20 protein-coding genes and 1 pseudogene are annotated in these 21,788 nt (G+C 65.5%); 6 read left to right on the forward strand and 15 right to left on the reverse strand.

Annotation, left to right across the window (positions count from 1 at the left end; translation table 11 throughout):
* A partial coding sequence (locus tag GSQ79_RS29910) for an SOS response-associated peptidase family protein (protein ID WP_246725575.1) occupies window positions 1–385 on the forward strand: 385 nt, incomplete at its 5' end.
* 419 nt (window positions 386–804) lie between these two features.
* Here GSQ79_RS29910 and GSQ79_RS25145 read toward each other — a convergent pair.
* The 3 genes from GSQ79_RS25145 to GSQ79_RS29915 form a co-directional block, all read right to left on the reverse strand.
* Window positions 805–1,194: a hypothetical protein gene (locus GSQ79_RS25145; RefSeq protein ID WP_158811497.1), complete on the reverse strand. Its 390-nt coding sequence runs from the start codon at window positions 1,192–1,194 to the stop codon at window positions 805–807.
* Complete coding sequence (locus GSQ79_RS25150; protein WP_158811498.1) at window positions 1,191–1,493, reverse strand: hypothetical protein; 303 nt, start codon at window positions 1,491–1,493, stop codon at window positions 1,191–1,193. Before GSQ79_RS25150 ends, GSQ79_RS25145 begins: the two co-directional genes overlap by 4 nt.
* Window positions 1,494–1,614: 121 nt before the next feature.
* Complete coding sequence (locus GSQ79_RS29915; RefSeq protein ID WP_368669975.1) at window positions 1,615–1,938, reverse strand: MarR family winged helix-turn-helix transcriptional regulator; 324 nt, start codon at window positions 1,936–1,938, stop codon at window positions 1,615–1,617.
* A gap of 984 nt (window positions 1,939–2,922) precedes the next feature.
* Here GSQ79_RS29915 and GSQ79_RS29920 point away from each other — a divergent pair.
* A complete protein-coding gene (locus GSQ79_RS29920) occupies window positions 2,923–4,236 on the forward strand; it encodes a methyl-accepting chemotaxis protein (protein ID WP_256379052.1) in 1,314 nt (437 codons plus the stop codon).
* Between the two features lie 482 nt (window positions 4,237–4,718).
* On the opposite strand, the gene GSQ79_RS25165 is transcribed toward GSQ79_RS29920, so the two are convergent.
* Window positions 4,719–4,892, reverse strand: coding sequence for a hypothetical protein (locus GSQ79_RS25165; protein WP_158811499.1), 174 nt, complete (start codon window positions 4,890–4,892; stop codon window positions 4,719–4,721).
* 42 nt (window positions 4,893–4,934) lie between these two features.
* Between GSQ79_RS25165 and GSQ79_RS25170 the strand changes: the two genes are divergently transcribed.
* Window positions 4,935–6,149, forward strand: a complete 1,215-nt coding sequence (locus GSQ79_RS25170; RefSeq protein ID WP_158811500.1) for a diguanylate cyclase — start codon at window positions 4,935–4,937, stop codon at window positions 6,147–6,149.
* Window positions 6,150–6,683: 534 nt separating this feature from the next.
* Here GSQ79_RS25170 and GSQ79_RS25175 read toward each other — a convergent pair.
* From GSQ79_RS25175 to mdcA, 10 genes are all read right to left on the reverse strand, one after another.
* Complete coding sequence (locus GSQ79_RS25175) at window positions 6,684–7,667, reverse strand: 2-hydroxyacid dehydrogenase (protein WP_158811501.1); 984 nt, start codon at window positions 7,665–7,667, stop codon at window positions 6,684–6,686.
* Between the two features lie 52 nt (window positions 7,668–7,719).
* Window positions 7,720–9,081: an MFS transporter gene (locus GSQ79_RS25180; protein WP_158811502.1), complete on the reverse strand. Its 1,362-nt coding sequence runs from the start codon at window positions 9,079–9,081 to the stop codon at window positions 7,720–7,722.
* A gap of 159 nt (window positions 9,082–9,240) precedes the next feature.
* Window positions 9,241–10,176: a malonate decarboxylase subunit epsilon gene (locus tag GSQ79_RS25185; RefSeq protein WP_158811503.1), complete on the reverse strand. Its 936-nt coding sequence runs from the start codon at window positions 10,174–10,176 to the stop codon at window positions 9,241–9,243.
* Entirely contained in the window at window positions 10,176–11,120 is a 945-nt protein-coding gene (locus GSQ79_RS25190; RefSeq protein WP_158811504.1) for an AEC family transporter, read from the reverse strand. The genes GSQ79_RS25185 and GSQ79_RS25190 overlap by 1 nt, the downstream gene beginning before the upstream one ends.
* Window positions 11,117–12,019, reverse strand: a complete 903-nt coding sequence (gene mdcB, locus GSQ79_RS25195; RefSeq protein WP_158811505.1) for a triphosphoribosyl-dephospho-CoA synthase MdcB — start codon at window positions 12,017–12,019, stop codon at window positions 11,117–11,119. Before mdcB ends, GSQ79_RS25190 begins: the two co-directional genes overlap by 4 nt.
* Window positions 12,016–12,711 carry a malonate decarboxylase holo-[acyl-carrier-protein] synthase gene (gene mdcG, locus GSQ79_RS25200; protein ID WP_158811506.1) on the reverse strand — a complete coding sequence of 232 codons (696 nt, stop codon included), beginning with the start codon at window positions 12,709–12,711 and terminating at the stop codon, window positions 12,016–12,018. The genes mdcB and mdcG overlap by 4 nt, the downstream gene beginning before the upstream one ends.
* Window positions 12,704–13,432, reverse strand: a complete 729-nt coding sequence (locus GSQ79_RS25205; RefSeq protein ID WP_158811507.1) for a biotin-independent malonate decarboxylase subunit gamma — start codon at window positions 13,430–13,432, stop codon at window positions 12,704–12,706. Before GSQ79_RS25205 ends, mdcG begins: the two co-directional genes overlap by 8 nt.
* Window positions 13,419–14,345 carry a biotin-independent malonate decarboxylase subunit beta gene (locus tag GSQ79_RS25210; protein ID WP_158811508.1) on the reverse strand — a complete coding sequence of 309 codons (927 nt, stop codon included), beginning with the start codon at window positions 14,343–14,345 and terminating at the stop codon, window positions 13,419–13,421. Before GSQ79_RS25210 ends, GSQ79_RS25205 begins: the two co-directional genes overlap by 14 nt.
* The gene (gene mdcC, locus GSQ79_RS25215) at window positions 14,342–14,656 is read right to left on the reverse strand and encodes a malonate decarboxylase acyl carrier protein (RefSeq protein WP_158811509.1); all 315 of its coding nucleotides are present in this window, start codon (window positions 14,654–14,656) and stop codon (window positions 14,342–14,344) included. Before mdcC ends, GSQ79_RS25210 begins: the two co-directional genes overlap by 4 nt.
* 11 nt (window positions 14,657–14,667) lie before the next feature.
* Complete coding sequence (mdcA, locus tag GSQ79_RS25220; RefSeq protein WP_158811510.1) at window positions 14,668–16,311, reverse strand: malonate decarboxylase subunit alpha; 1,644 nt, start codon at window positions 16,309–16,311, stop codon at window positions 14,668–14,670.
* A gap of 197 nt (window positions 16,312–16,508) precedes the next feature.
* Between mdcA and GSQ79_RS25225 the strand changes: the two genes are divergently transcribed.
* The 3 genes from GSQ79_RS25225 to GSQ79_RS25235 all read left to right on the forward strand — a co-directional run bounded on the left by GSQ79_RS25225 (window position 16,509) and on the right by GSQ79_RS25235 (window position 20,084).
* Window positions 16,509–18,860, forward strand: a complete 2,352-nt coding sequence (locus GSQ79_RS25225; RefSeq protein WP_246725576.1) for an HAD-IC family P-type ATPase — start codon at window positions 16,509–16,511, stop codon at window positions 18,858–18,860.
* Between the two features lie 170 nt (window positions 18,861–19,030).
* On the forward strand, window positions 19,031–19,681 hold the full coding sequence (locus GSQ79_RS25230; protein WP_158811511.1) for a BON domain-containing protein: 651 nt from the start codon (window positions 19,031–19,033) through the stop codon (window positions 19,679–19,681).
* A gap of 136 nt (window positions 19,682–19,817) precedes the next feature.
* Window positions 19,818–20,084: a hypothetical protein gene (locus GSQ79_RS25235; protein ID WP_174243270.1), complete on the forward strand. Its 267-nt coding sequence runs from the start codon at window positions 19,818–19,820 to the stop codon at window positions 20,082–20,084.
* Between the two features lie 249 nt (window positions 20,085–20,333).
* On the opposite strand, the pseudogene GSQ79_RS25240 reads toward GSQ79_RS25235, so the two are convergent.
* Window positions 20,334–21,788, reverse strand: a pseudogene (locus tag GSQ79_RS25240) (phosphoketolase); the annotation flags it as partial.

The raw sequence follows: 21,788 nt of genomic DNA on the forward strand, positions 1-21,788 counted from the left end.
AAAGCCGAAGAAGACGGCCACTTGGTTTGCCCTGGATGACAGCCGGCCGCTCTGCGGCTTCGCGGGGATCTGGACGACCTGGCACGGCGTCCGCGGCACGAAGGCAAAGCCGGTCGAAGGCGAGCACCATCTCTATGGTTTTCTGACAACCGATCCGAACGGAGTCGTCGGCCCGATCCATCCCAAAGCGATGCCGGTGCTGCTGTCGACGGCCGAGGAAAGGGACGTCTGGTTGCGAGCGCCTTGGTCCGAGGCATCCATGCTGCAGCGGCCCCTCCCCGATCCAATGATGAGGATCGTTGCTACAGGCCCGAAGGAGGACTGGCACGATAGCCTATCCCGCGAGCCGCCAGTCGCGCCGCCGTTGCAGATCGGCCTACTGTAGGGCGAACCCAGATGAACCGTTACGGCTTCAGTCACGAACGGGTGTTCGTCGACGTCGCGTCCCATCGCCGAACAGGTATCTGACAACTGCCTCTCGAAGGCCCTCGTCTTCTCCCCGCACTCTGAGATCTTCGAGGTGTCGGGTCGTCTCCGCGATGCGTTTGGCGAAGGTGATCTTCGCGAAGGCGCTCGCTCGCGTCTTTGTCACCCGATGAAACCAAGTCCTTCGATCGGGCGGAGTCCTGGAAACCGATCTGCCGAAGGATCCGATAAGAACTTGCAGGCCGGCCCTGAAAGGGGACGCGGCACCAGCGTCGGCATCAACCGCCGTGAACGTCGGATGCGATGCGCCGCATGAAGGGAAAGGGGCGCCCGATGAGCACCCCTTCCGAAAGTCCGCGGACAGACTATCGATCTGCGCTAGTAATCGTAACCGTAGCCGTAGCCGCCACCGTAGACCCCGTTGCCGTAGCCGTATGCAGGATACCCATAGGCAGGATAGCCGTAGCCTCCGCCGTATCCATATCCGTCCCCGTAGCCATAACCGCCGTAGTAGCCACCGGCGATCGCGCCGGCCGCCAATCCTAGACCAAGGCCTGCGGCCCCGTAGCCCAGGCCGCGGCCATAACCACGACCGCCGTAGCCCCGACCATAACCGCCGCCGAAGCCACGTCCGCCGCCGAAACCATGACCCCCGCCATGGAAGCCGCCGCCGCCAAACCCTCTCGCCTGAGCAGCCGACGAATAGGCAAGGATCGCCATGCCCATCGCGGCCGACGCAACCGCCATCATCTTCATATTCCGCTTCATCTTAGCTCCTTTAGTTGGGGGTCGAACGAACGGGAAGACCTCAACGTTCCCGCATGGTCGGCATGCCGCACCCGACCATCTACCGCCCAAAGGCGCCGCTTTTCCTCGGTGTCAGATATCAGGTCGACCATCGCCCGCGAGGTCACCGCCGAGGGCGCCAGCACGAAGCAGCCGCCCTCCAAGGCGTAGGTCTGCGTCGCGGCGAGACTAACGTCCGCGCCGAGCGAATAGGCAACATCCTTGTAAGGTGAGAAGCCCGGCCGCACGACGATGTGGAACTGCTTGTCCTGGCTGTACATCGCCAACTTCGTTAGCGGCTGCAGATGCTCCTAGCAGACAAGGACGCCTATCCGTCCGAGAGTCGTCCCGGCGACGACGAGATCGCTCCCGTCGGCTTCGCTAAAGACATAGTTGACGGGATCACCGCCGTGCAGTCCCATTATAACCGTCCAAGGTCGCGATCATGGCCCTGAGGGTCGCGCGCAGGCTCACGGGGTCGCCATCCGTCATGTCGAGCCGTGCCACGACCTGCCGTTGCATCGAAACGGCGGCGGCGCGCAACGTCCTTCCCTGAGCGGTCAGCGTGACCTCGACTTCGCGCTCGTTATCGAGCCGGCGCCTACGCTTAACGAATCCGAGCTCTTCCAATCGCTTGAGTACCGGCGTCATGGCGCCGGACTCCACGCCCAGACGCTGGCCGATGTCCAGCACCCTCAGTCCGTCTCCGGTCCACAGGACCAACATGACGAGGTATTGCAGATATGTAAGGCCGAGGCCTGCGAGAAGAGGCCGGTTGACCTTCGTGAGTGCGCGCGAAGCGGCGGAAAGAGCAAAGCAGAATTGGTTGTCCAGGATGAGCGGGTCGCGAGTGCCGCCACCTCGTCCATCGGATATCGGCGCTATGCCGTCGCCGGAACCGGTGGGTCCTTATCGAGACCAATCATCGTGCAGTCCTGGCCCAGCGGCGGATGTGACGAAGCCTGCCAGCGTTCCACGATCGCGGTACGGGCTCACAACCCACTACCGTACCGGCATTACATGCTCTTAACCATGTTCGTGCAAAAGTGCACCGGTGCGGACGGAAGGATCGTCGTCGCATCAGTGCGGGGCCTCACGATGTTTTCCAACCTGCGCTTGAACACGAAGCTGGCCTTCGGCTTTGGTACCGTCCTTATCGTAAGCGCGGCAAGCTCCATCCTCGTCTTTGGACAAACGCGCATGCTCGCAGAGATCGAGCGGCTGAACGACGTCTCCGGCAACGCGATCAACCTGTTCGATCGGGCCGCGACCGACCTGATCAGCGCACGATCGGACGTACGGAAGTTCGTGCTGACCGGAGCCGACCTCGACAAGCGGCACATCGCCAACGACGTCTCCGCATACCGGGCAAGGCTTGCGGACCTGAAGGCGGTTCTGGCAAAGGACGCGCCGCAGTTCTCGGGCGAGGCGGAAACCTACGAACGTAAGGTCGAAGTTTACCTGGAGAAGGGGTTGGACGGGGAGGTCAGGCTCGCATCCGACCCGACCACGAGGCCACGTGCGGTGGACATGGTCGCGTCGTCGGCACTGGCCCCCTTTACGAACCCCGTCGAAGAGGCCTTCGCGTCCCTGCGCGGCAAGCTATCCTCCTGGTCGGACGAATCCGGCAGGGCGGGCAACGCCGCGATGGCGCGCACCGAGTGGGTCGTCGGCATCTGCGGAAGCCTCTCGATGCTCCTCGGGATCGCGATGGCCTATCTGATCGGCCGTGCAGTGGGACGTCCGCTGAATGCCATGACGGCGGCCATGCGGGCACTGGCCAGGGGCGAACTTGATACCGAGGTGCCCTCCCGTGGCCAGACCGACGAGATCGGCGAGATGAGCCAGGCCGTCCAGGTCTTCAAGGACGCCGGCATCGAGAAGCTCCGTCTCGAGGCGGACGCGACACAGGCCAGACGCAAGGCGGAAGACGAGCGGTATCGTGCCGAGGCGGATCGCGCCTTGGCCGCACAGCAGCAGGCGCAGGTCGTGGACGGCATAGCCGGCGCCTTGGCCAAGCTCGCCTCCGGTGATCTCGTGCAACGGCTCGACCAGCCGTACGCACCGGAATACGAAAGCCTTCGCGCCGACTTCAACGCGGCCGTGCTGCAGCTTCAGGATACGATGCGGGACGTGACCGAGAGCACCGGCACGATCCGGTCGGGAACGGGCGAGATCTCCACCGCGTCCGACGACCTGTCGCGCCGGACGGAGCAGCAGGCTGCGAGCCTCGAGGAAACGGCGGCGGCCCTGGCCGAGATCACATCCTCGGTCAAGAAGACGGCGGACGGCACCGCGCACGCCCGCCGGGTCGTCGGGACGGCTCGGACCGAGGCCGCGCATTCCACAGACGTCATCGCGCGCACCGTGCGGGCGATGGGAAGCATCGAGCAGTCCTCACGCCAGATCAGCCAGATCATCGGCGTGATCGACGAGATCGCGTTCCAGACAAACCTCCTCGCGCTGAACGCAGGCGTCGAAGCGGCCCGCGCGGGCGATGCGGGGCGCGGGTTCGCAGTCGTGGCCAGCGAGGTCCGCGGCCTCGCTCAGCGCTCAGCCGAGGCGGCCAAGGAGATTAAAACGCTCATCCTCGCCTCGAGCCAGGAGGTCGAGGCGGGCGTAAACCTCGTCGATGAAACCGGCAAAGCCCTCGGGCGGATCGTGAGCCAAGTCGCCGAGATCGACATCATCGTCAATGAGATCGCCGGTTCCACCGAGGAACAGGCCGCCGCCCTCGTCGAGGTCAACACGGCGATCAACCAGATGGATCAGGTCACGCAGCAGAACGCGGCCATGGTCGAGGAGGCGACGGCGGCCACCCACAGCCTCGCACAGGAAAGCGAAGGGCTCGCCCGACTGATCGGACGCTTCAAGGTCGGGGGCAAGCCCATGGCGTCGGTATCGCCGACGCGAACGACGACGTCGGCGAGCCGTCCGTCACCCAGGACCAAGGTGGGCAGGGGCTCGGTCGTTGCGTTGCGTTCGCGGACGGCCGAGGCCATCGACAGCTGGGAGGAGTTCTAAGCCTCGTCCAGCGGCTCGCGTCCCATCGGATCGTCAAGCGCTGTCGGTTCGCCAGATCGATCGCACGTCAGGCGCCGAAGGACGCCAGCCTTGGATTTCGCGGAAGTCCCGCGGAGGACATATCCGTCCCGGGGTGCCTCTCCGCTCGGGATGTCGGCGTCCTCGGCGGTCAAGCGGCGCCACGAACGCCAGGCACCGCTCATGGCACATGTCGAAATGCCAACGATGCCGAGCCAGGCGCGCGTGCTCGGGCAGGTACACGGATCCTGTAAAACTGTACTCAATCTTTAAAGTCTTATTTCGGCTCCCGATGCCACTGTTTCGTCATGGAAACTCGCAGCGGAACACGAGCGGACCGGATCGCTGTTTCACGGCGAAGGCTCGGCCAGTGGCTCCTCGGGATTACGCAATCGGGACGGTGGCTTGGCCTTGTCAACGTCTTGTGCGTCGTGGGGCTCTGCGCCGTATCGAGCGCCCTGCTCCTAGACCTGCGCGACGACGCGGCTCGACAGGCCGACATCACCTCCCGCAGCCTCATCCAGCTGCTGGGGCGCGACATCGCGCGTAACATCGGTCTCTTCGACTTGGCGCTTCGCGACGTTGTGGATGGAATACAGCAGCCGGACATAGCCGCGCTCGGGCCAAGCGTGCGGCAAAAGGTGCTCTTCAGCCGGACTTCAGGTGCCGAGGGCTTCGGCATGATCGTCGTGCTGGACGAAAAGGGTGATGCCATCGCCAGTTCGCAAGCTCCCCTGATGTCGTTCAACGAAGCGGATAGCGAATGCTTCCGGTACTTCCAGAGCCGTTCGGACGATAGTCTCCACATCAGTCCCCCGATGATCTCGCCGAACAGCGGGAAACCCGTCGTCGTTCTCAGCAGGAGGCTTTCCGCCCCGGACGGATCGTTCGCGGGCGTGGTCGCTGGCGCGATCCTGCTCGACTACTTCCGCGGCCTCTTCACGGCCGTAGGCGCAGATCGTGCGGGAACGGTCACACTCTATGGGCCAAATGGCCTGATCGTCATGCGCGAACCCTTCAGCGCCGAGGCGATCGGCACCAGCGTGGCCGAGACGCCCAGCTATCGGAAGATGACGGGCGAGAGGAGCGGCAGCTTCCGCGGCCCGGCGATGGTCGGGGCTGGAGACCGGTACTTCGTGTTCGCGCAGGTCGGCGACCTTCCCCTGAAGCTGAGCGTCGGGCTGTCACCCGACGAGGTCTTCTCGGCATGGCGATGGAAGGCGATCAGTCTTGGCGGGATCGTCCTCTGCCTCTGCGGAGTCACGATGATCCTATCCTGGCTGTTGCGAAGGGAGCTCGGGCGCAGAGACCTAGCAGAACGGGCGACCGCGGCCGTCAACGCCGAACTGGAGAAACTCGCGACGACCGACGCCCTCACCGGACTGTTCAACCGTCGAAGGTTCGACGAGGTGCTGGCGCGCGAGGTCCGTCGCGCCCTACGGACCGGACGGCCCCTGTCCCTTCTTCTGCTCGATGCGGATTGCTTCAAGGGCTTCAACGATCGATATGGCCATCAGAAGGGTGACGAGGCGCTCAGGGTGATCGCTCGCGCGATCGCGGCGGGAAGCGATCCCACGGGCGACATCGCATGCCGGATCGGCGGCGAGGAGTTCGCGGTCATCTTCCCGGACACGGAGCTGGCCAGCGCCGAGTTCGTGGCGAACCGGATCAGGGCGGCGGTCGCCGGCTTCCGGCTTGACCACGAGGCAAACGCGCATGGCATCCTGACCGTCAGCGGCGGCGTCGCTCAGATGCCGTTCCGAGGGATCGCTGACGACAAGGGCATCGTCGCGGCCGCCGATACGGCGCTCTACGGGGCCAAGCGGGGCGGTAGAAACCGAATCGTGGTATCCGGCTGGGCCATGCCGCCACACATCCGCATCGCGTCCCGATGACGTCGCTGAAGGGTTTCGAGCGGCCTCTTACAAGCTGACCCCAGCACGTGATACGTGATCGATGACGAGCCGAGGGCAGTGCATCGCTCGACAGATGGCGCGGGCGCGCTCCCGTCTGCCGGGTATCGAGTCCGACGTCTGACTTGATCCACCTCAAGTCCGTTCCGCACATAGACCCTACCTTCGGTGCTTCGTTCAGGTAGCACCAAATGAGTTTCAGGATGGTCTCATCATGGACGCTAGTCGCCTTGGCTATTCTCACGACGCTCGACAGTCCCGCCGCCGCATCGAAGTACGAAGAAGGACGCGGGTTTCGGATCGCCGAAGAGAATTGTGCGCGGCGCCACGCCGCGGGTCTCGTCCGCGACTCGCCTGTCCGAGCAGCGCCGCCGTTCCGCACGCTGGGGCGGCTCATTCGATGAAAGACTTGGCCGACAAGCTGCAGAACGGCAAACTCGGGGACCATCCCGTGATGCCGCACTGGCCCATCGATCCCGCGGACGTGAATGATCTCGAAGCGGCGTCGCGACGGCGTCAGACCACCTCGTGCAAGGCTTTGCCCGCGCTCTCGAACATCGTGACGTTGGCGATGGTCGTTTCCGCGATCGCCGCCAGAGCCTCCGTGGTGAAGAAGCCCTGATGGCCCGTGACGAGCACGTTGGGAAACGTGACGAGACGTTCGAAGACGTCGTCCTGGATGACGTGGTCCGAGAGATCTTCGAAGAAGAGGGTTTCCTCCTCCTCGTAGACGTCGAGCCCGAGGTGACCGATCGAACCATCCTTGAGCGCCTCGATGACGGCTCCGGTTTCGACGATGGCGCCCCGGCTCGTGTTGATCAGCATCACGCCCCTCTTCATCCGCGTGATCGCCTCCTTGTCGATCAGGTGACGCGTGGCGGGCGTCAGCGGACAATGCAGCGTCACGATGTCCGCCGCCGCCAGGACGTCCTCGAGCGGCATGTAGGTCACACCGCGAGCCTCGCAGTCGGCGTCACGCACCGGATCGAAGGCCACGACCCTGCATCCGAAGCCCAGCATGATCCTGGCGACGCCCGCGCCGATGCGTCCGGTCCCGACGACACCGATGGTCCGCCCGTGAAGATTGAATCCCAGCAGCCCTTCAAGGGCGAAGTTCCCCTCGCGGACGCGCACATAGGCCCGGTGGATGTTGCGGTCCAGCGACAGCATCAGCGCCACGGCGTGTTCCGCGACGGCTTCGGGGGAATAGGCCGGGACGCGCGCGATGGTGATGCCGCATCGTTTTGCGGCAGCGAGGTCCACGTTGTCGAACCCGGCCGACCGAAGAACCACCAAACGGATGCCCATGTCCTTGAGCGCATCCAGTACCGCCGCGTCCACCACGTCGTTGACGAACGCGCATACGGCCTGTGCGCCGCGCGCCAAGACGCACGTGTCCCGTGTGAGGCGCGCCTCGACGTATGTCAGGCGGTGCCCGCCGCCCGCGGCGTCCATGAAAACGCGATCGTATGGCTTGGTGCTGAAGATCGTGACGTGCATCATCTTGTTCCGATCGAGGAAATGCAGCTTGGGTCCGCGCGCGACTTGAAACCTAGCGCTCTTGTCCGACCCCGATGCGAGCGACGCCGCCGACCAAGGGACCAGCCGGCACAGCTGCGCGCGAGCCGGTCTCCCTCAGGAAGACGCTCAGGATGATCGCGAGGACGACACCGCCGACCAAGGGCAGGAACGCGTTCTGGAACTCGGCGAGCGTGAGCGGGACCCCTTGGGCCGGTAGCATCAGGCGCGAGATGAACGGAGACATGATGCCGGTCGTCACGAAGACGAGGAAGTTCATTACGCCCGCCGCCGTGCCCTTGACCTGCGCGGGATTGACTTCCTTCATCATCGAGAACGGGATCATCGCCGCGCCGGACGCGATGCCGAGTATCAGCGCCACGGAGTAACGCGGCAGCGTTCCCACGGGAACGTAGATGGCGGCAAGGCCGGCGCCGAGCATCACCAGGGCTCCGACGATCAGCACCGGCTTGCGGCGACCGAGGTGGTCGGAGACGTAGCCGAGCAGCGGGCATCCGATGACCCAGCCGATCGGTACCATTGCGGCATCGGAGGCCGCATCCGCCATCGACATGTGCTCGCCGGCGTTGAGGAACGAGGTGGCCCAAACCAACGCGCCGATCGTCGTCGGTAGGAACAGCAGCCCGCCCACGATGCCCGCGAGCCAACTCTGCGGGTTGCCGAACACGATCTTGAAGGGCTGCATCAGCGCGCCAATGGACAGCGCGCCGTGGTGGCTGGGGCTGTCCCCCTTTTCGCGGGGCATGACGATCCAGGTCACGACGGATAGGACGAAGCCGGCGATGGCGAACGCCACCCACACGTGCTGCCACGGGACCATGTACCGCCCGGCGGGGTCGATCGCCATGTGGACCGGCTTGGAGCCGAAGGCCGCGCCCGCCATCCCGAGGCACTGGGTGAAGCCGACGAACAGCGCCAGCATGCGCGCTGGAAGGTAACGGGCGGCGACGTAGGACGAGCCGATGAAGGCGAAGATGGCGCCGATGGCCTGCAGGACGAAACCGACCATGCCGGCGGCTTCGCTCCCTTGGGCAAAGACTAAGCACCCGACGCCAACGATCGCGATGCCCACGGGAATGGTGTTGCGGGCGCCGTAGCGGTCGAGCAGGACGCCTGCCACCAGCGCCATGAGCGCATAGGCGACGTAATAGGCCGAGATCATCGTGCCGATGTGGTTGCCGCCCCACGCGTTCGTCAGTTCGAACTGCATGACGCCCGGCGAGGAGCGCACGGCATACTGGAAGAAGTAAAAGATCGCGCACAGCAGCCAGGCGAAGAGGAAGAGCGGCTTGACCTCCCGTGGCGCTTGCGTGTCGCGCGTCGACTTAGACGCCGAGGGATCGATCGGGCGAGTGGTCGCGAAAGGCTCTGTCATGACATCAAGTCCTGGGTGCGGCATTATGAGACCATTCCATCAACAGCCGCACGATAGGCCTGCGCCCGTCTAACCACCTTGATCAGGATCAAGCCGGTCCATGAGAGCGGTGGTTTGATCCCTGACAAAGCATCGTGTGCTCGTATCGGGATCCCGAAATCATGCGTCTTCGCGGGCCAGCCAGGCCTTGAGGCCTGCGAGCGTCCGGAAGTCCGCCGTGGATCGCGCGTGTCCGTCGGGGAAGAACGATGCGGCCATTCGGCTCAACGCGTTGCCTGGTCCGAGCTCGAGGGCGCGCGCGGCACCGCTCGATCTGCAGCTATCGAGGCACGCTTCCCAGTCGATCGGCGTGCTAATCTGCCGGCCCAGCTTGTCGCAGCCGGCGCCGACATCCAGCACTTCGTCACCGTCGACTCCGCTCAGGAGCCGAAAGCCGGTCGAAGGAGGGGACGGCGCGACATCTTCGAGATCGCGGCGGAACACCGGCGAGGCGGCCGCAAGCAGAGGCGTATGCGAGGGAATGGCGACGCGCAGCATCACCGTGTGCGTCGCGCCAGCGGCCTGCGCGTCGGTGCAGGATGCGGTCAGCGCGGCGCGGTGGCCACCGATCACGAAGCTGTCGATGCCGTTGATGATCGCGATAGTGGTCCCGTGCTCTTCCAGGCTCGCCTCCAACCGCGGACGGCGTAGACCGACGATTGCGGCGAGGCCGCCGTCCTCGGGCGCTACCGCGTCCATCGCCGCCGCGCGCTTCTCCGCCAGCTTCAGCGTGGTCGGCATCGTCAGGCTGCCCGCGCATCCCCATGCCGCCAGCTCACCGACACTGTAGCCGGCGACGGTCGCGTGCGTCGGGCGGCTGTCGCCGAGCGCCGCCCAGGCCGCCATCGCCTGGGTGCAGCAAAGGATCTGTCCGACCCGATCGGTGAACAGGGCGTCGTGCTCGGCCTCGCGCACGAAGCGCCGGGGGTCTTGTCCAAGCAAAGCAGCGGCCGCGGCGAAGACCGGTTCGGCCTCGGCGCTTCCGGCGACGAGATCGAACATGCCGGCGTGCTGGCCGCCCTGTCCGGAACAGAGGATCGCCAACGTTCCGCGCATCAGGAGCCCGCCGTCAGAACGAGGACTCCGGCAAGCGTCAGCACGCTGAAGACGGAACTCACGATCAAGGTCGAGCCGGCCTCGCGCGAGTCGACGCCGTATCGCAGGCCGAACAGGATGCCGAAGAAGCCCGATGGCAGGGCGCTGAGCAGGATCGCCGCCCGCGCCGTGTCGTGGGGCATCGGCACCAGCATGATCAGTCCGACCGCGATCAGCGGGTGCGCGACGTTCTTGATCAGGGCGGCGCTGATGACGTTGCGGTTCAGCAGCAGCTTCTGGGCGGACAGGATCAGCCCGGTCAGGAACAACGCGACGCCGCCCGCCGTCTGTCCGATGAGCTGGAAGGCGTGCACGACGTAGTCGGGCAGCGGGATGCCGATGAGCGAGAACACGATGCCCGCGATCGGTCCGACCACGATCGGCTTGGTCAAGGATCGCGCGAGAGCGGGCACCAGGATGCCGAAGCCGGTCTCGCCGGCCGCGGCGGCCTTGTTGGCCTCGAGGATGGCGAGGGTCAGCGGCGAGAGGACGATGGCGCCGGCGGCGATCGCCAGGGCGACGTAGATCGTGTTCGTCGAGCCGAACACGGCGGCGATCAGCGGAAGTCCGGCGGCCGCGAAGTTCGGCAGCGAGATCGTCAGGGCCTGGACCGACGCGGCGCTGGACTCCAGGCGGAACAAGCGGCGTTGCATCCAGTAGCAGAGCCCGTAGAGGGCCAGCATCGGGATGATGAGCACGACGAGCAACGGCCACTGCGCGAGCAGCATGGCGCGCGACGTCGACGCGGTGGCGACGAACAGCGATGCTGGCAATGCGAAGTCCATCACCAAGGCGTTCAGCTCTGCCACATGATGGTTGTCGATGTCTCGGACCCATCCGGCAAAATATCCGAGCGCGATGATGGCGAAGATCGGAACAAGGGAATTGAGGAGGACTTCGGTCATGTGAGATCGGTTCCGGTATCGAGGGCGTCGACGAACAGCGTCATGGCGAGGAGATCGGCGCAGCCGCCCGGGCTGAGGTTCCCGGCGACGAACGCGGCGTGCACGGCGATCGCCCGTTCACGCCAGTCCGGCGTTCCGACGCCGCCTTCCGACAGGAACGCCCGTGCGGCCGCCGCGGCAAAGCTCGCGCCGTCCTCGCCGCCGCGATGCAGGAGGTTGGTGTCGCGAACGGCCGCGATCAGGGCGAAGCAAGCATGCACGGCCGGGGCATCGGCGTCCGCCCCAGCCAGCAGTCGTCCGATCCGCAGCGACGGCAGCCCTATCCCGTAGACGCTGGGAAACCCGCTGCCCGCTTCGGCCCGCGCACCGCCCGCTCCATGCTGCCGCAAGACCGCGCTGCCGTGGCTGAACAGGGGGATCGGACCAAGCCGGATCTCGTCGCCCCATACCTGGGCGACGGTCCTGCCGAGATTCGACGCTGCGACCAGGGGACCGACGGCGGTCAAGGTGGTCGTCGCGCCCGCGGCGGCGCAGAGCAGGCCCAGGCCGAAGATGGCGCCGCGATGGGTGTTGACGCCCTGCGTGGCCTCGAGCATCGCGACCTCGGCGCGCAATCCGATACGACGGAGGTCGTTCATCGCGCATCTTTGCTGTCCGGCCGCGGCGAGCTCGACGAAGAACGGACGCAGCGCTTCCGCGCTCGCGGTGAGCATCGCCGCATCCATGTCGCTATGGCTCCCCGTGTCGACATGGCTGACGAGTCCAGGCTTCGGCCAGGTCGCGAGTTCAAGCATCAGCGCGCCCGTCGCGCGGGCCCCGATCATCTCGGCGCAACGTCGGTCGGCCGATGGGTTCGCCTCGCGAACACCCGCGACCTTGATCCTCTCGGCGGTTCTCATGCGGCGCGTCCAAGGATGACGCCCTCGACATCCTGCAAGCTGACGCCGCCGTTCGTCTTGACGAGGATGGTGCCCGCCACCGCCTGGCGGATCACGGTCCAAAACTCACGCCAGTTGACGGCCCTACCGTCAGCGAAGACGAGTTCGCCGTCGATGCGAACCGGCGCAGCCTGTTCGACGCTCGCGATGCCATCCAAGAGAGCACGGACGTCGCAGCCGTCCGCAACGGGCCAGAGCAGGTCGAGGTCCGACGTCGCGGAGAGGTAGGTCAGGCCGGTCTCGTGCTGCCATAGCAGGCTTCCGAAGAGTTGCGGATCGACGCCGTGATCGGCGCCGAGTTCGATCAGAGCGGCGATCGTCGGCTTCCAGGATACGGGCGCTGAAGCTTGCACGACCCGCAACGGAGGCGGAGCCGTGTGAGCGGTGATGTCACGCTCCGGAGCGACGAGGCCGATTCGGAGCTTCCCTGCCGCCGGCGGCAAGGGTATGCCGATCGGAACCATGGCGGGATCGTCCCCGTCCATCGCGCGGCGGACCATCACCGGCCATCCCCGCCCGGCCCAATCCTTCACGAACGGCAGCTGCGCGAGATCGGGACGGGCGATCAGCATGGTGCCCCACGCGGACGGAGCGACGCGTAGGAGATCGTGCCGGCGCCAGCCGCTTCGTGGCGTCAAGACCGGATCAACCATGCGCGTTCGCCTCCATCGCGACCCGAGCCGCGATGGGTGCCGCCAGGAGCCGGCCCTTGCGCTCCAGGCCGATCGCATCGCGTGGATCGTGTTGGGCGAGCGGAGCCTGCAGAACCGTTAGCAGCTGCGCCGCTAACGGTTTAGTGGCGTCCCACCTCACGGTGACCGCGCCGACGGCAAAGAGAGGCTCGAGGCCGGGCGCGAAGACGGGCGTGGATTTCGCCAGCTCGGTCAGCTTGTCCAGCGGCAGCTTCGTCACCCGCGAGATCGAGGGAAGGTCCATCACGCTTGGCTCGGCATCCGGCAAGGCGACGAGGACCTGCGTCGACAGGGCCGTCGCGATGAGCGCTCCCGCCGCCGCGTGGCCGTAGAGGATGCCGATGGTGCGATGCCCCTCGAGGGCGGCAAGGGTCAGACACTTGCTGAGGTGCGCGAGGTACTCGTTGAGGCCGAGCAGCTCGTCGCGGCGCGCCATGTTCTGGCTCGCCGTGTCGACCAGTACGAGGATGGGGGTGGTGCCGCCTTTCTCGATCACCGAGAGCACGTAGCCGGCGACCTCGATCGCGGCATCGATCGTCAGCGGCGTCCGATCGACGATGCCGATCAATGCGACCTCGGTACCGTCCTCCAGGCGGCCCGCGCCGTGGACGGTACTGCGGAGGCCGCGCTTCACCGCATGGCCGGCGGGGAACATCGAGGCGATGAGATCATCGAGCGTCATGATCGGCTTCCTTCGGCATCGGGAGGGCAAGAAATTGATCGTCGGTGAGGTCGGCCATGTGAGTGGGATCGCTCAGCCCGGCCTTCTCCCAGATCTCGGGAGCATCCTTGGCGTCGCCGTAGAGCCGCAGGCGTTCCGCAAGCCTCCGCTGCTCGGCCTGCAGCGTGGCGATCGTGAGGGGCGGCGCCTTTTCCACGAGCGCAATCGCCGCGTCGCGGAAATCCTGGACGCGGCCCTTCACGTAGCGGTCCGCGCCGCCGGTCAATCTACGGGTGCGACCACCCGTGACCCGCCAGACCAACGCCCGGTCCTTGGAATCGAACTCCTCGACACCCTTGTTGGTCTCGATCACCTCGGGCCCGCTGACGCTGATCCGGGCGTGCTCGGAGACGACGATGCGGGAGCAGCAGGCGGTGACGATGCCGCCGCCACCGAAGGCGCCCGAACGGCCGCCAACGAGCGCGATGACGGCGATTCCGGCGATGCGCGCCTCGACGATGGCGCGGATGATCTCGGAGATCGCGAGTTCGCCCACGTTGGCCTCCTGAAGACGGACGCCGCCGGTGTCGAGCAGCAGCAGCACCGATTGCGGACCGCCTTCCTTGGCGCCGTCGCGCGCCGCGCGCAAAAGGCCGACAAGCTTGGCGCCATGCACTTCGCCGAAGGCGCCACCGAGGAAGCGTCCCTCCTGCGCCGCGATCAGGACCGCCTTGCCGTCGAGCAGGCCTCGGCCAACGACCAACCCGTCATCGAAGGCACCGGTGAGGTCGAACTGCGCGAGATGCGGGCTCATGGCGCGTTGCTCGGGACCGAGAACCTCGACGAAACTTCCGGGGTCGAGCAGCCCCGCGATGCGCTCGCGGGCGGAGGCCTCGTACCAATCTTGCTCGTGAGCGGGCAACAGGCCGGTCATTTCGTCGTCTCCATGAGTCGAACGCCCTGCATGAGACGCAAGGTTACCGTGTCGGGACGGGCGCCGCCGTCGTTGATCGAGAAGCGGAGCCCGCCTGGCGCGCCGCGTTCGAAGAATTCCTCGATCACGGCGCGCCAGATGTCGCCGAAGCCGGCGACGGCGGTCGTTACCTCGACCATGCATTCGCGGTCGGGCATGACCCGCTCGACGAGCACCTCGAGGTTGCCGGAGGCGCTGACGCCGGTGATCGCCCGCAGGCTGGTGCCTGGCACGCGCCGTTTCGCGGTGCCCCGGACTTCGATCTTTTCCAAAGTGTGTCCTCCTACCAATTTCTGAACTTAGACGGTGGGCGGTAGAGGCCGCCCGACCAGGTCACGAGATCCTCGATCGAATGCGCGGCGAGGAGTTGACGGTTGGCATCCAAGATCTCGATCCCAAGGTCTTCGGGACGGCGGATGATGCCGCGCTGGCGCAGCGCCTCGACGGCGGCGCGATCGCGGCCGCGACCGACGTCGGTGAAGCCCGCGACGCCGCGGATCGCCTGCTCGCGCTCGGCGGGGCCGCGGCAGAGGAGCAGGTTGGCGATGCCTTCCTCGGTAACGATGTGGGTGACGTCGTCACCGTAGATCATGACCGGCGCCAATTCGAGGTTGAGCTTTTCTGCCAACTCCAGGCTGTCGAGCTTTTCGACGAAGTTCGGCACCATCTTCTCGCCGAAGGTCTCCAGCACCTGCACCACCAACTTGCGGCCGCGGGTAAGGGCGGCGGGACCGTCCGAGGCCTCGCGGCCGGCCTTCAGCCAAGGGTCGGTGGGATGGCGGCGGCCGTGCGAATCCGCCCCCATGTTCGGAGCACCCCCGAAGCCGGCGATGCGGCCGGGCGTGACGGTGGAGCTGTTACCGGCGAGATCGATCTGCAGGGTCGAGCCGATGAACATGTCGCAGGCGTAAAGCCCGGCGTTCTGACACATCATCCGGTTCGAGCGCAGCGACCCGTCATGGCCCGTGAAGTAGACGTCGCTGCGTGCCGCCATGTAGTCGTCCATGCCGACCTCGCTGCCGAAGCAGTGGATCTGCTCCACCCAGCCGCTCTCGATGGCGGGGATGAGGGTCGGATGCGGGTTGAGCGCCCAGGTCGTCGCAATCTTCCCCTTGAGGCCAAGCCGCTCGCCGTAGGTCGGCAGCAGCAGTTCGATCGCGGCCGTGGGGAAGCCGATGCCGTGGTTGAGGCGCTTCACGCCGTATTCGGCATAGATCCCCTTGATCGCCATCATGGCCATCAGAATCTGGCCCTCGGTGACGTTCGCGGGATCGCGCGTGAACAATGGTTCGACGTAGAACGGACGATCCGCTTCGACGACGAAGTCGACGCGGTCGCCGGGAATGTCGACGCGTGGCACCTTGTCGACGATCTTGTTGACCTGGGCGATCACGATGCCCGACTTGAACGCCGTCGCTTCGACGATCGTCGGCGTGTCCTCGGTGTTCGGCCCGGTGTAGAGGTTGCCGTCGCGATCGGCGCAGACCGCCGCCAGGAGGGCGACGTTGGGCGTCAGATCCATGAAGTAGCGGGCATAGAGCTCGATGTAGGTGTGGATCGCCCCGAGCTCGATCTTGCCGGCCGACAGCGCCCGCGCGATCGCCGCGCCCTGCGGCCCGGAATAGGAGAAGTCGAGCTTTCTCGCGATGCCGCGCTCGAACAGATCGAGATGCGCCTGGAGCACGATGCCCGACTGGACGATGTGCAGATCGTGGACGATCGACTTGTCGACGCCCGCCAGGACCTCAGCGAAGAAATCGGCCTGCTTCTGGTTGTCGCCTTCGAGGCAGACTCGGTCACCCGGGCGGATCACCGCTTCGAAAAGACTCTTGGTATCTCCGGCGTGGACGATCTTCCCGGTCGCCAGGCGGCCTGCTGCTTCCAGGCGTCGTTGCCGTTCGTCACGCTGCTTGTGCCATGTCGCCATGATGGATTCTCCGCCGCTCCGTCGATCGGAGTGCATGGCTCCGTTTGGCGGGTCTTGCCGCAGCGGACCTTGATCTCGATCAAGCGGTCGACGGGATAAGCCGTTCGCCCGATCACAAAGCCGAGAAATGATCGAGATCAAACCGACGACGCGATCAGGCGTGTACGAGTGCGCCTCGCATTCGGAGGAACTTCGCCGTGACGCTTCAACTTTCCATGTCCGCCGGACAAAGTAAGCCGATCCTCGACATCGGCCTGACGAACAGCGAGGCATCGATCCGGGTGGCGCAGCTCGGCTCCAACGCCATCGCCGACGTGGCCGAGCATCCGGTCAGGAGGGCCTTAGGAAAGCTATGGGCGCCAGTGCCTTGGATGCTGGAAGCCGCGATCCTCCTGCAGCTCGGCCTTGGCGAGTATGTCGAAGCCGGCGTCGTCGCCTTCCTGCTGATCTTCAACGCGGGTTTGGGCTTTATACAGGAAGGTCGGGCGCAGGCGACGCTCGACGCGATGAAGTCGCGACTGGCCCTCGTGGCCTCGGTGCGGCGCGATGGGATCTGGACCCTGATGCCGGCGTCCGGTCTCGTGCCTGGCGATCTCATAAAGCTGTCGCTCGGGTCCGTGGTGGCGGCGGACGTCTGCGTGTGTTCGGGATCCGTCCTGCTCGATCAATCGATGCTGACCGGCGAGTCGCTGCCCGTCGAAGCCGAGGCCGGCACGAACGCCTATGCTGGAGCCCTGGTGAAACGCGGAGAGGCCGAGGCGCACGTGACCGCGACGGGATCGCGCACCAAGTTCGGGCGCACCGCGGAACTCGTGCGAAGTGCGAAGGTCGAAAGCTCGCAGCAGAAGGCGATCCTCAGGGTCGTGCGCAACCTGGTGATCTTCAACGGCGCCGTCACGGTTCTTCTGACGACATACGCGTCGCTCCTGCCCATGCCGCTCGCCGACATCATCCCCCTCGTCCTCGTGGCGGTCCTGTCCTCGATCCCGGTCGCGTTGCCTTCGATGTTCACGCTTGCCTCAGCGGTCGGTGCGCGGTCCCTGGCACGGAAAGGCGTTCTGCCGACGAGCCTTTCAGCCGTCGACGAGGCCGGCGGCATCGACATCCTCTGCTCGGACAAGACCGGGACGTTGACGCGCAACGCGCTCGCAGTCGTCAGCATCCATGCGATACCTGGCTTCGACGAGGACCACGTCTTGGCCCTGGCGGGTCTGGCGAGTTCCGTCGGCGGTCAGGACCCGGTCGATGGCGCCATCCAGGCAGCGGCGAAGCAAAGACCAGTCGCGGACGCGCCGGTGCTACTCGGGTTCGTCCCTTTCGACCCTACGGAAAAGCGGGCCGAGGCAACGGTGCGTCAGGCGGACGGGAGCGTGACACGCATCGTCAAGGGTGCGTTCTCGGCGGTTCAGAGCATCGCCCGCTGTCCGTCCGACGCATCGTCAATCGTCGACGGACTGCAAGGTCAGGGATTCCGCATCCTCGCTGTCGCGGCTGGACCCCAAGCGGCGATGCAACTCGCCGGCTTCATCGCGTTGAGCGATCCGCCTCGCGACGACTCCGCGGCGCTCGTCGATGAACTGGAAAGGCTTGGGGTGCGGACCGTCATGGTCACCGGCGACAGCGCGATCACGGCTACCGTGGTCGCGAAGACCATCGGCATCTCGGGCAAGGTCTGGGCTACGTCGCCCGTTCCTTCGGATCTCCACGCGCAGGATTTCGCCGTCTTCGCCGGTGTTCTGCCTGAGGACAAGTACAGCCTCGTCAAGGCCCTGCAAAAATCCGGACACGTTGTCGGAATGTGTGGCGACGGCGCCAACGATGCGCCGGCGCTTCGACAGGCGCAGATGGGCATCGCGGTGTCTACGGCGACCGACGTCGCCAAATCCTCGGCAGGCCTCGTGCTTACCGAACCCGGGCTCGGTGGCATCGTCGCGGCCGTCAAGGAGGGGCGCGCCACCTACCAACGCATCCTGACATACACGCTGCGCACGATCGTGCATAAGGTCGTCCAGGTGCTGTTCCTCGGCTTCGGCCTGGTCCTGACAGGCCAGGCCATCCTCACGCCGATGCTGATGGTGCTGATGATGGTGACGGGCGACATCCTCGCGATGTCGTCGTCCACCGACAACGTGCGGCCATCCCCGAACCCGAGCGTCTGGAAGATCGGCAGCCTGACGATCGCCGGCATCGTGATGGGTATGGTCGATCTGACGTTCTGCGCGGCCTGCCTCGTCACGGGTAAGTTCTCGCTCGGCCTGGACCCGCTCACCCTGAGAACGCTGACTGTGGTTACGCTCGTGTTCAGCGGTCAGGCGTTATTCTACGTGTCCCGCGAGCGCCGTCACCTCTGGAGTTCGGCACCCGGAAAATGGCTCGTCGTCTCCTCGCTCGTCGATCTGACGCTGATCGCTGTCCTAGCCCGTAACGGCATCCTGATGGCGCCGCTTCCCGCCACCATCATCGCGGGCATGTTCGTCGCCGCGTCGTTGTTCGCGCTGATTCTGGACACCGTGAAGATCCTCGCGTTCAGGCGCCTCGCCATCGCTTGAGGCGCGTCTCGTGCCGATCCCTGAAGCCGAAGCGGTGGCGCGACGCAAAACGCGTTGCTCGGTTGATCGAGATCAAGGCTGTCGACGCGGCCGGCAGGCATCGTCTTCGTAGCGGGATTACCGGCACGTCCCGACCACGAAGCTTTCGTGTCGATCGTTTGGAGCATTCCATGTCTCAAGATAAAAAGCTGCAAAGAGAAGTCCTTGAAGCCCTGCGCTGGGAACCCAGCGTGAATGCGGCGCACATCGGCGTGACGGCGGATCATGGCGTCGTCACGCTTACCGGCCACGTCGGCACCTTCGCCGAGAAACATGCCGCGGGAGCGGCCGCCACGCTTGTCAAAGGCGTTCGCGCCGTCGCCGAGGAGATCGAGGTGCGCCTCTCACTTGAAACCGAGCGCGACGATGCGGATATCGCGGCGAAGGTCGCGGATCGGCTCGCCTGGGACGTGTCCGTTCCGCGCAATGCCGTGAAGGTTGAGGTCGAGAAGGGTTGGGTCGCCTTATCAGGCGAAGTCGACTGGTTTTTTCAAAGAGACGCAGCGGAGCAGGACGTCCGTCGCTTGTTCGGCGTGATAGGGGTATCGAACCAGATCACGATAAAGCCCACGGTCGATGTCGTGAACATCAGCGACGACATCATGCACGCCATGCATCGCTCCTGGTTCTTCGATCCGGCGACAATCACCGTAAGTGCCGAGTTCGGAAAGGTGCGTCTAAGCGGCGAGGTTCACACGCCGTACGATCGGCGGTTGGCCGCGACGACGGCGTGGTCGGCGGCCGGCGTCACCGACGTCGAAAACAACATCATGGTGATCTGATGCGCGCATAGGTGATCGGGCGTCGCACCATCGGTATTCGGTAGTCGGATGCCTGGTGCCCTGCCCCTGCCATACGAAGGCCTATGGCCGAGCGATAGCGCCGCGCCGCAAGCCGAACAAGATCGAGGAATCTGAGATGAAATTTCGTCACGTAATCGCACTGTGCCTGGGCTCCGCAATCGCCCTTCCGACCGTTACGCTGGCCCAGGGGCTCGTGGGTGGCGCCGAAGAAGGAGCCCATCGCGGAAACCGCGCGGCCGGTCCGCTGGGGGCCGTCGTCGGCGGGGCTGTCGGCGCCGGCGTCGGCACCGTAAACGGCGCCCTGGGCATCCGACCCGGCTACTTTCACGGTCGTCGATGCCACTACCGCTACGGCCATCATCATCGGACGTGCCGCTACTAACCTGACGACACCGTCGACAGCCAATTCCCTTGCCGAGGGTGACCTCGGCAAGGTTTCCCAAAAGCCCGCGGGCGCCGGGGCGATCCCATTAGGGCGCCTCGGGTCGCCCTTGAGTGGCCGACATCGCGGACGGCTACGCTTGGAGACGATGCAAGTGGCCGTACCCACTGCATGCGAGCCCTGGGATTGCGTGTTCCGTCACTGCGGAGCCTCGGCGGCAGCGACAGCGCGCCGCCGCCGCGCCCCCTTTCACGCGTCGCGGCGGGTCGAGCCTTCATCCGACCAAACCCAATCCTTGATCTCGGGCAGATCGTCGAAGTGCTCCCGGATGTAAGCATGGTGCTCGGACAGGAGGGCCAGACAATGCCCGTTCACCGTGACGCTGTCGCAGAAATCGTCCGGCACGTAGGACGCCACGTCGAGGCAGAGATGCAGGCGGCTGATCCTGTTGAGGACCACCATGTCGAACGGCGTCGTCGTCGTGCCTTCCTCGAGGTAGCCGCGGACATGGAAGCGTTCATGCGCGTCCCTCCCGTGCAGCAGATCGTGGATCACGCCCGGATAGCCGTGGAAGACGAACAGCACCGGTGCCGTCGGGGTGAAGATCTGCACGAAGTCGGCGTCGCTCATGCCATGGGGATGTCGGTCGCTCGGGCAGAGCCGCATGAGATCGACGACGTTGACGACGCGGACCTTCAGGTCCGGCGCGAGGCGGCGCAGCATCCAGGCCGCGGCGATCACCTCTTGCGTCGGGATGTCGCCGGCGCAGGCCAGCACGATGTCCGGCTCTTCTGGCTGGTGGCTGTAGAGGTCCCAGATTCCCGCGCCCGCCGCGCAGTGCGCCTTCGCCTCGTCCATCGTCAGCCACTGCAGCTGCGGCTGCTTGTCGATCACGATCAGGTTCAGGTAGTTGCGGCTCCTGAAGCAGTGATCGGCGACGGACAGAAGGCAGTTCGCGTCCGGCGGCAGGTAGACGCGCGCGACGATCGGCTTGCGGTGGATGATCGTGTCGATGAAGCCCGGCCCCTGGTGGCTGAAGCCGTTATGGTCGTTGCGCCAGCAGGTCGAGGTGAGCAGGTAGTTCAGTGATGGTACGTCGGCGCGCCACGGGATCCGCTTCGCGTGCTCGATCCACTTGGCGTGCTGCATCGCCATCGAGTCGATGATCATCGCGAAGGCCTCGTAGGTGGCGAACAGGCCGTGGCGGCCGGTCAGCGTGTAGCCTTCGAGCCAGCCGTGGCAGCAATGTTCGCTGAGGACCTCCATGACCCGGCCGTCATGGGAGACGTGGTCGTCGTCGGGTAGGATCTCGCTGACGAGGCAGCGATCCGACACGTCGAAGACGGCGCCCAGCCGGTTCGAATTCGTCTCGTCGGGACAGAATAGCCGGAAGTTCGTCGGGTTGTCCTCGTAGATGTCGCGGAGATAGCGACCGAGGATCGCGGTCGAACCCATGCGTTCCCGCGCAGGCTTGTCGAACCTTGCCTGATAGGTCGCGAAGTCCCGGAGCTTCAGCGGCACCGTGAGGACGCCGCCGTTGGCGTTCGGGTTCGAGCCCATCCGGCGGCGTCCCGCCGGAGCTAGGTCCGCGAACTCCGTGCGGAAGCGGCCCTGCTCGTCGAAAAGCTCTTCCGGCCTATAGCTGCGCATCCAGTCTTCCAGGATGTGAAGGTGCTCGGGATTGGTCTTGACCTCGGAGACGGG

Origin of the sequence: Beijerinckia sp. L45 (assembly GCF_009765775.1) — a bacterium.
Taxonomy (GTDB): domain Bacteria; phylum Pseudomonadota; class Alphaproteobacteria; order Rhizobiales; family Beijerinckiaceae; genus RH-AL1.

Coding starts and splice junctions, on each gene's coding strand:
- GSQ79_RS25145 (WP_158811497.1), bottom strand. CDS start 1,194: ATGAAGCGGAATATGAAGATGATGGCGGTTGCGTCGGCCGCGATGGGC.
- GSQ79_RS25150 (WP_158811498.1), bottom strand. CDS start 1,493: ATGTACAGCCAGGACAAGCAGTTCCACATCGTCGTGCGGCCGGGCTTC.
- GSQ79_RS29915 (WP_368669975.1), bottom strand. CDS start 1,938: ATGTTGGTCCTGTGGACCGGAGACGGACTGAGGGTGCTGGACATCGGC.
- GSQ79_RS29920 (WP_256379052.1), top strand. CDS start 2,923: ATGGCCTATCTGATCGGCCGTGCAGTGGGACGTCCGCTGAATGCCATG.
- GSQ79_RS25170 (WP_158811500.1), top strand. CDS start 4,935: ATGATCGTCGTGCTGGACGAAAAGGGTGATGCCATCGCCAGTTCGCAA.
- GSQ79_RS25175 (WP_158811501.1), bottom strand. CDS start 7,667: ATGCACGTCACGATCTTCAGCACCAAGCCATACGATCGCGTTTTCATG.
- GSQ79_RS25180 (WP_158811502.1), bottom strand. CDS start 9,081: ATGACAGAGCCTTTCGCGACCACTCGCCCGATCGATCCCTCGGCGTCT.
- GSQ79_RS25185 (WP_158811503.1), bottom strand. CDS start 10,176: ATGCGCGGAACGTTGGCGATCCTCTGTTCCGGACAGGGCGGCCAGCAC.
- GSQ79_RS25190 (WP_158811504.1), bottom strand. CDS start 11,120: ATGACCGAAGTCCTCCTCAATTCCCTTGTTCCGATCTTCGCCATCATC.
- mdcB (WP_158811505.1), bottom strand. CDS start 12,019: ATGAGAACCGCCGAGAGGATCAAGGTCGCGGGTGTTCGCGAGGCGAAC.
- mdcG (WP_158811506.1), bottom strand. CDS start 12,711: ATGGTTGATCCGGTCTTGACGCCACGAAGCGGCTGGCGCCGGCACGAT.
- GSQ79_RS25205 (WP_158811507.1), bottom strand. CDS start 13,432: ATGACGCTCGATGATCTCATCGCCTCGATGTTCCCCGCCGGCCATGCG.
- GSQ79_RS25210 (WP_158811508.1), bottom strand. CDS start 14,345: ATGACCGGCCTGTTGCCCGCTCACGAGCAAGATTGGTACGAGGCCTCC.
- mdcA (WP_158811510.1), bottom strand. CDS start 16,311: ATGGCGACATGGCACAAGCAGCGTGACGAACGGCAACGACGCCTGGAA.
- GSQ79_RS25230 (WP_158811511.1), top strand. CDS start 19,031: ATGTCTCAAGATAAAAAGCTGCAAAGAGAAGTCCTTGAAGCCCTGCGC.
- GSQ79_RS25235 (WP_174243270.1), top strand. CDS start 19,818: ATGAAATTTCGTCACGTAATCGCACTGTGCCTGGGCTCCGCAATCGCC.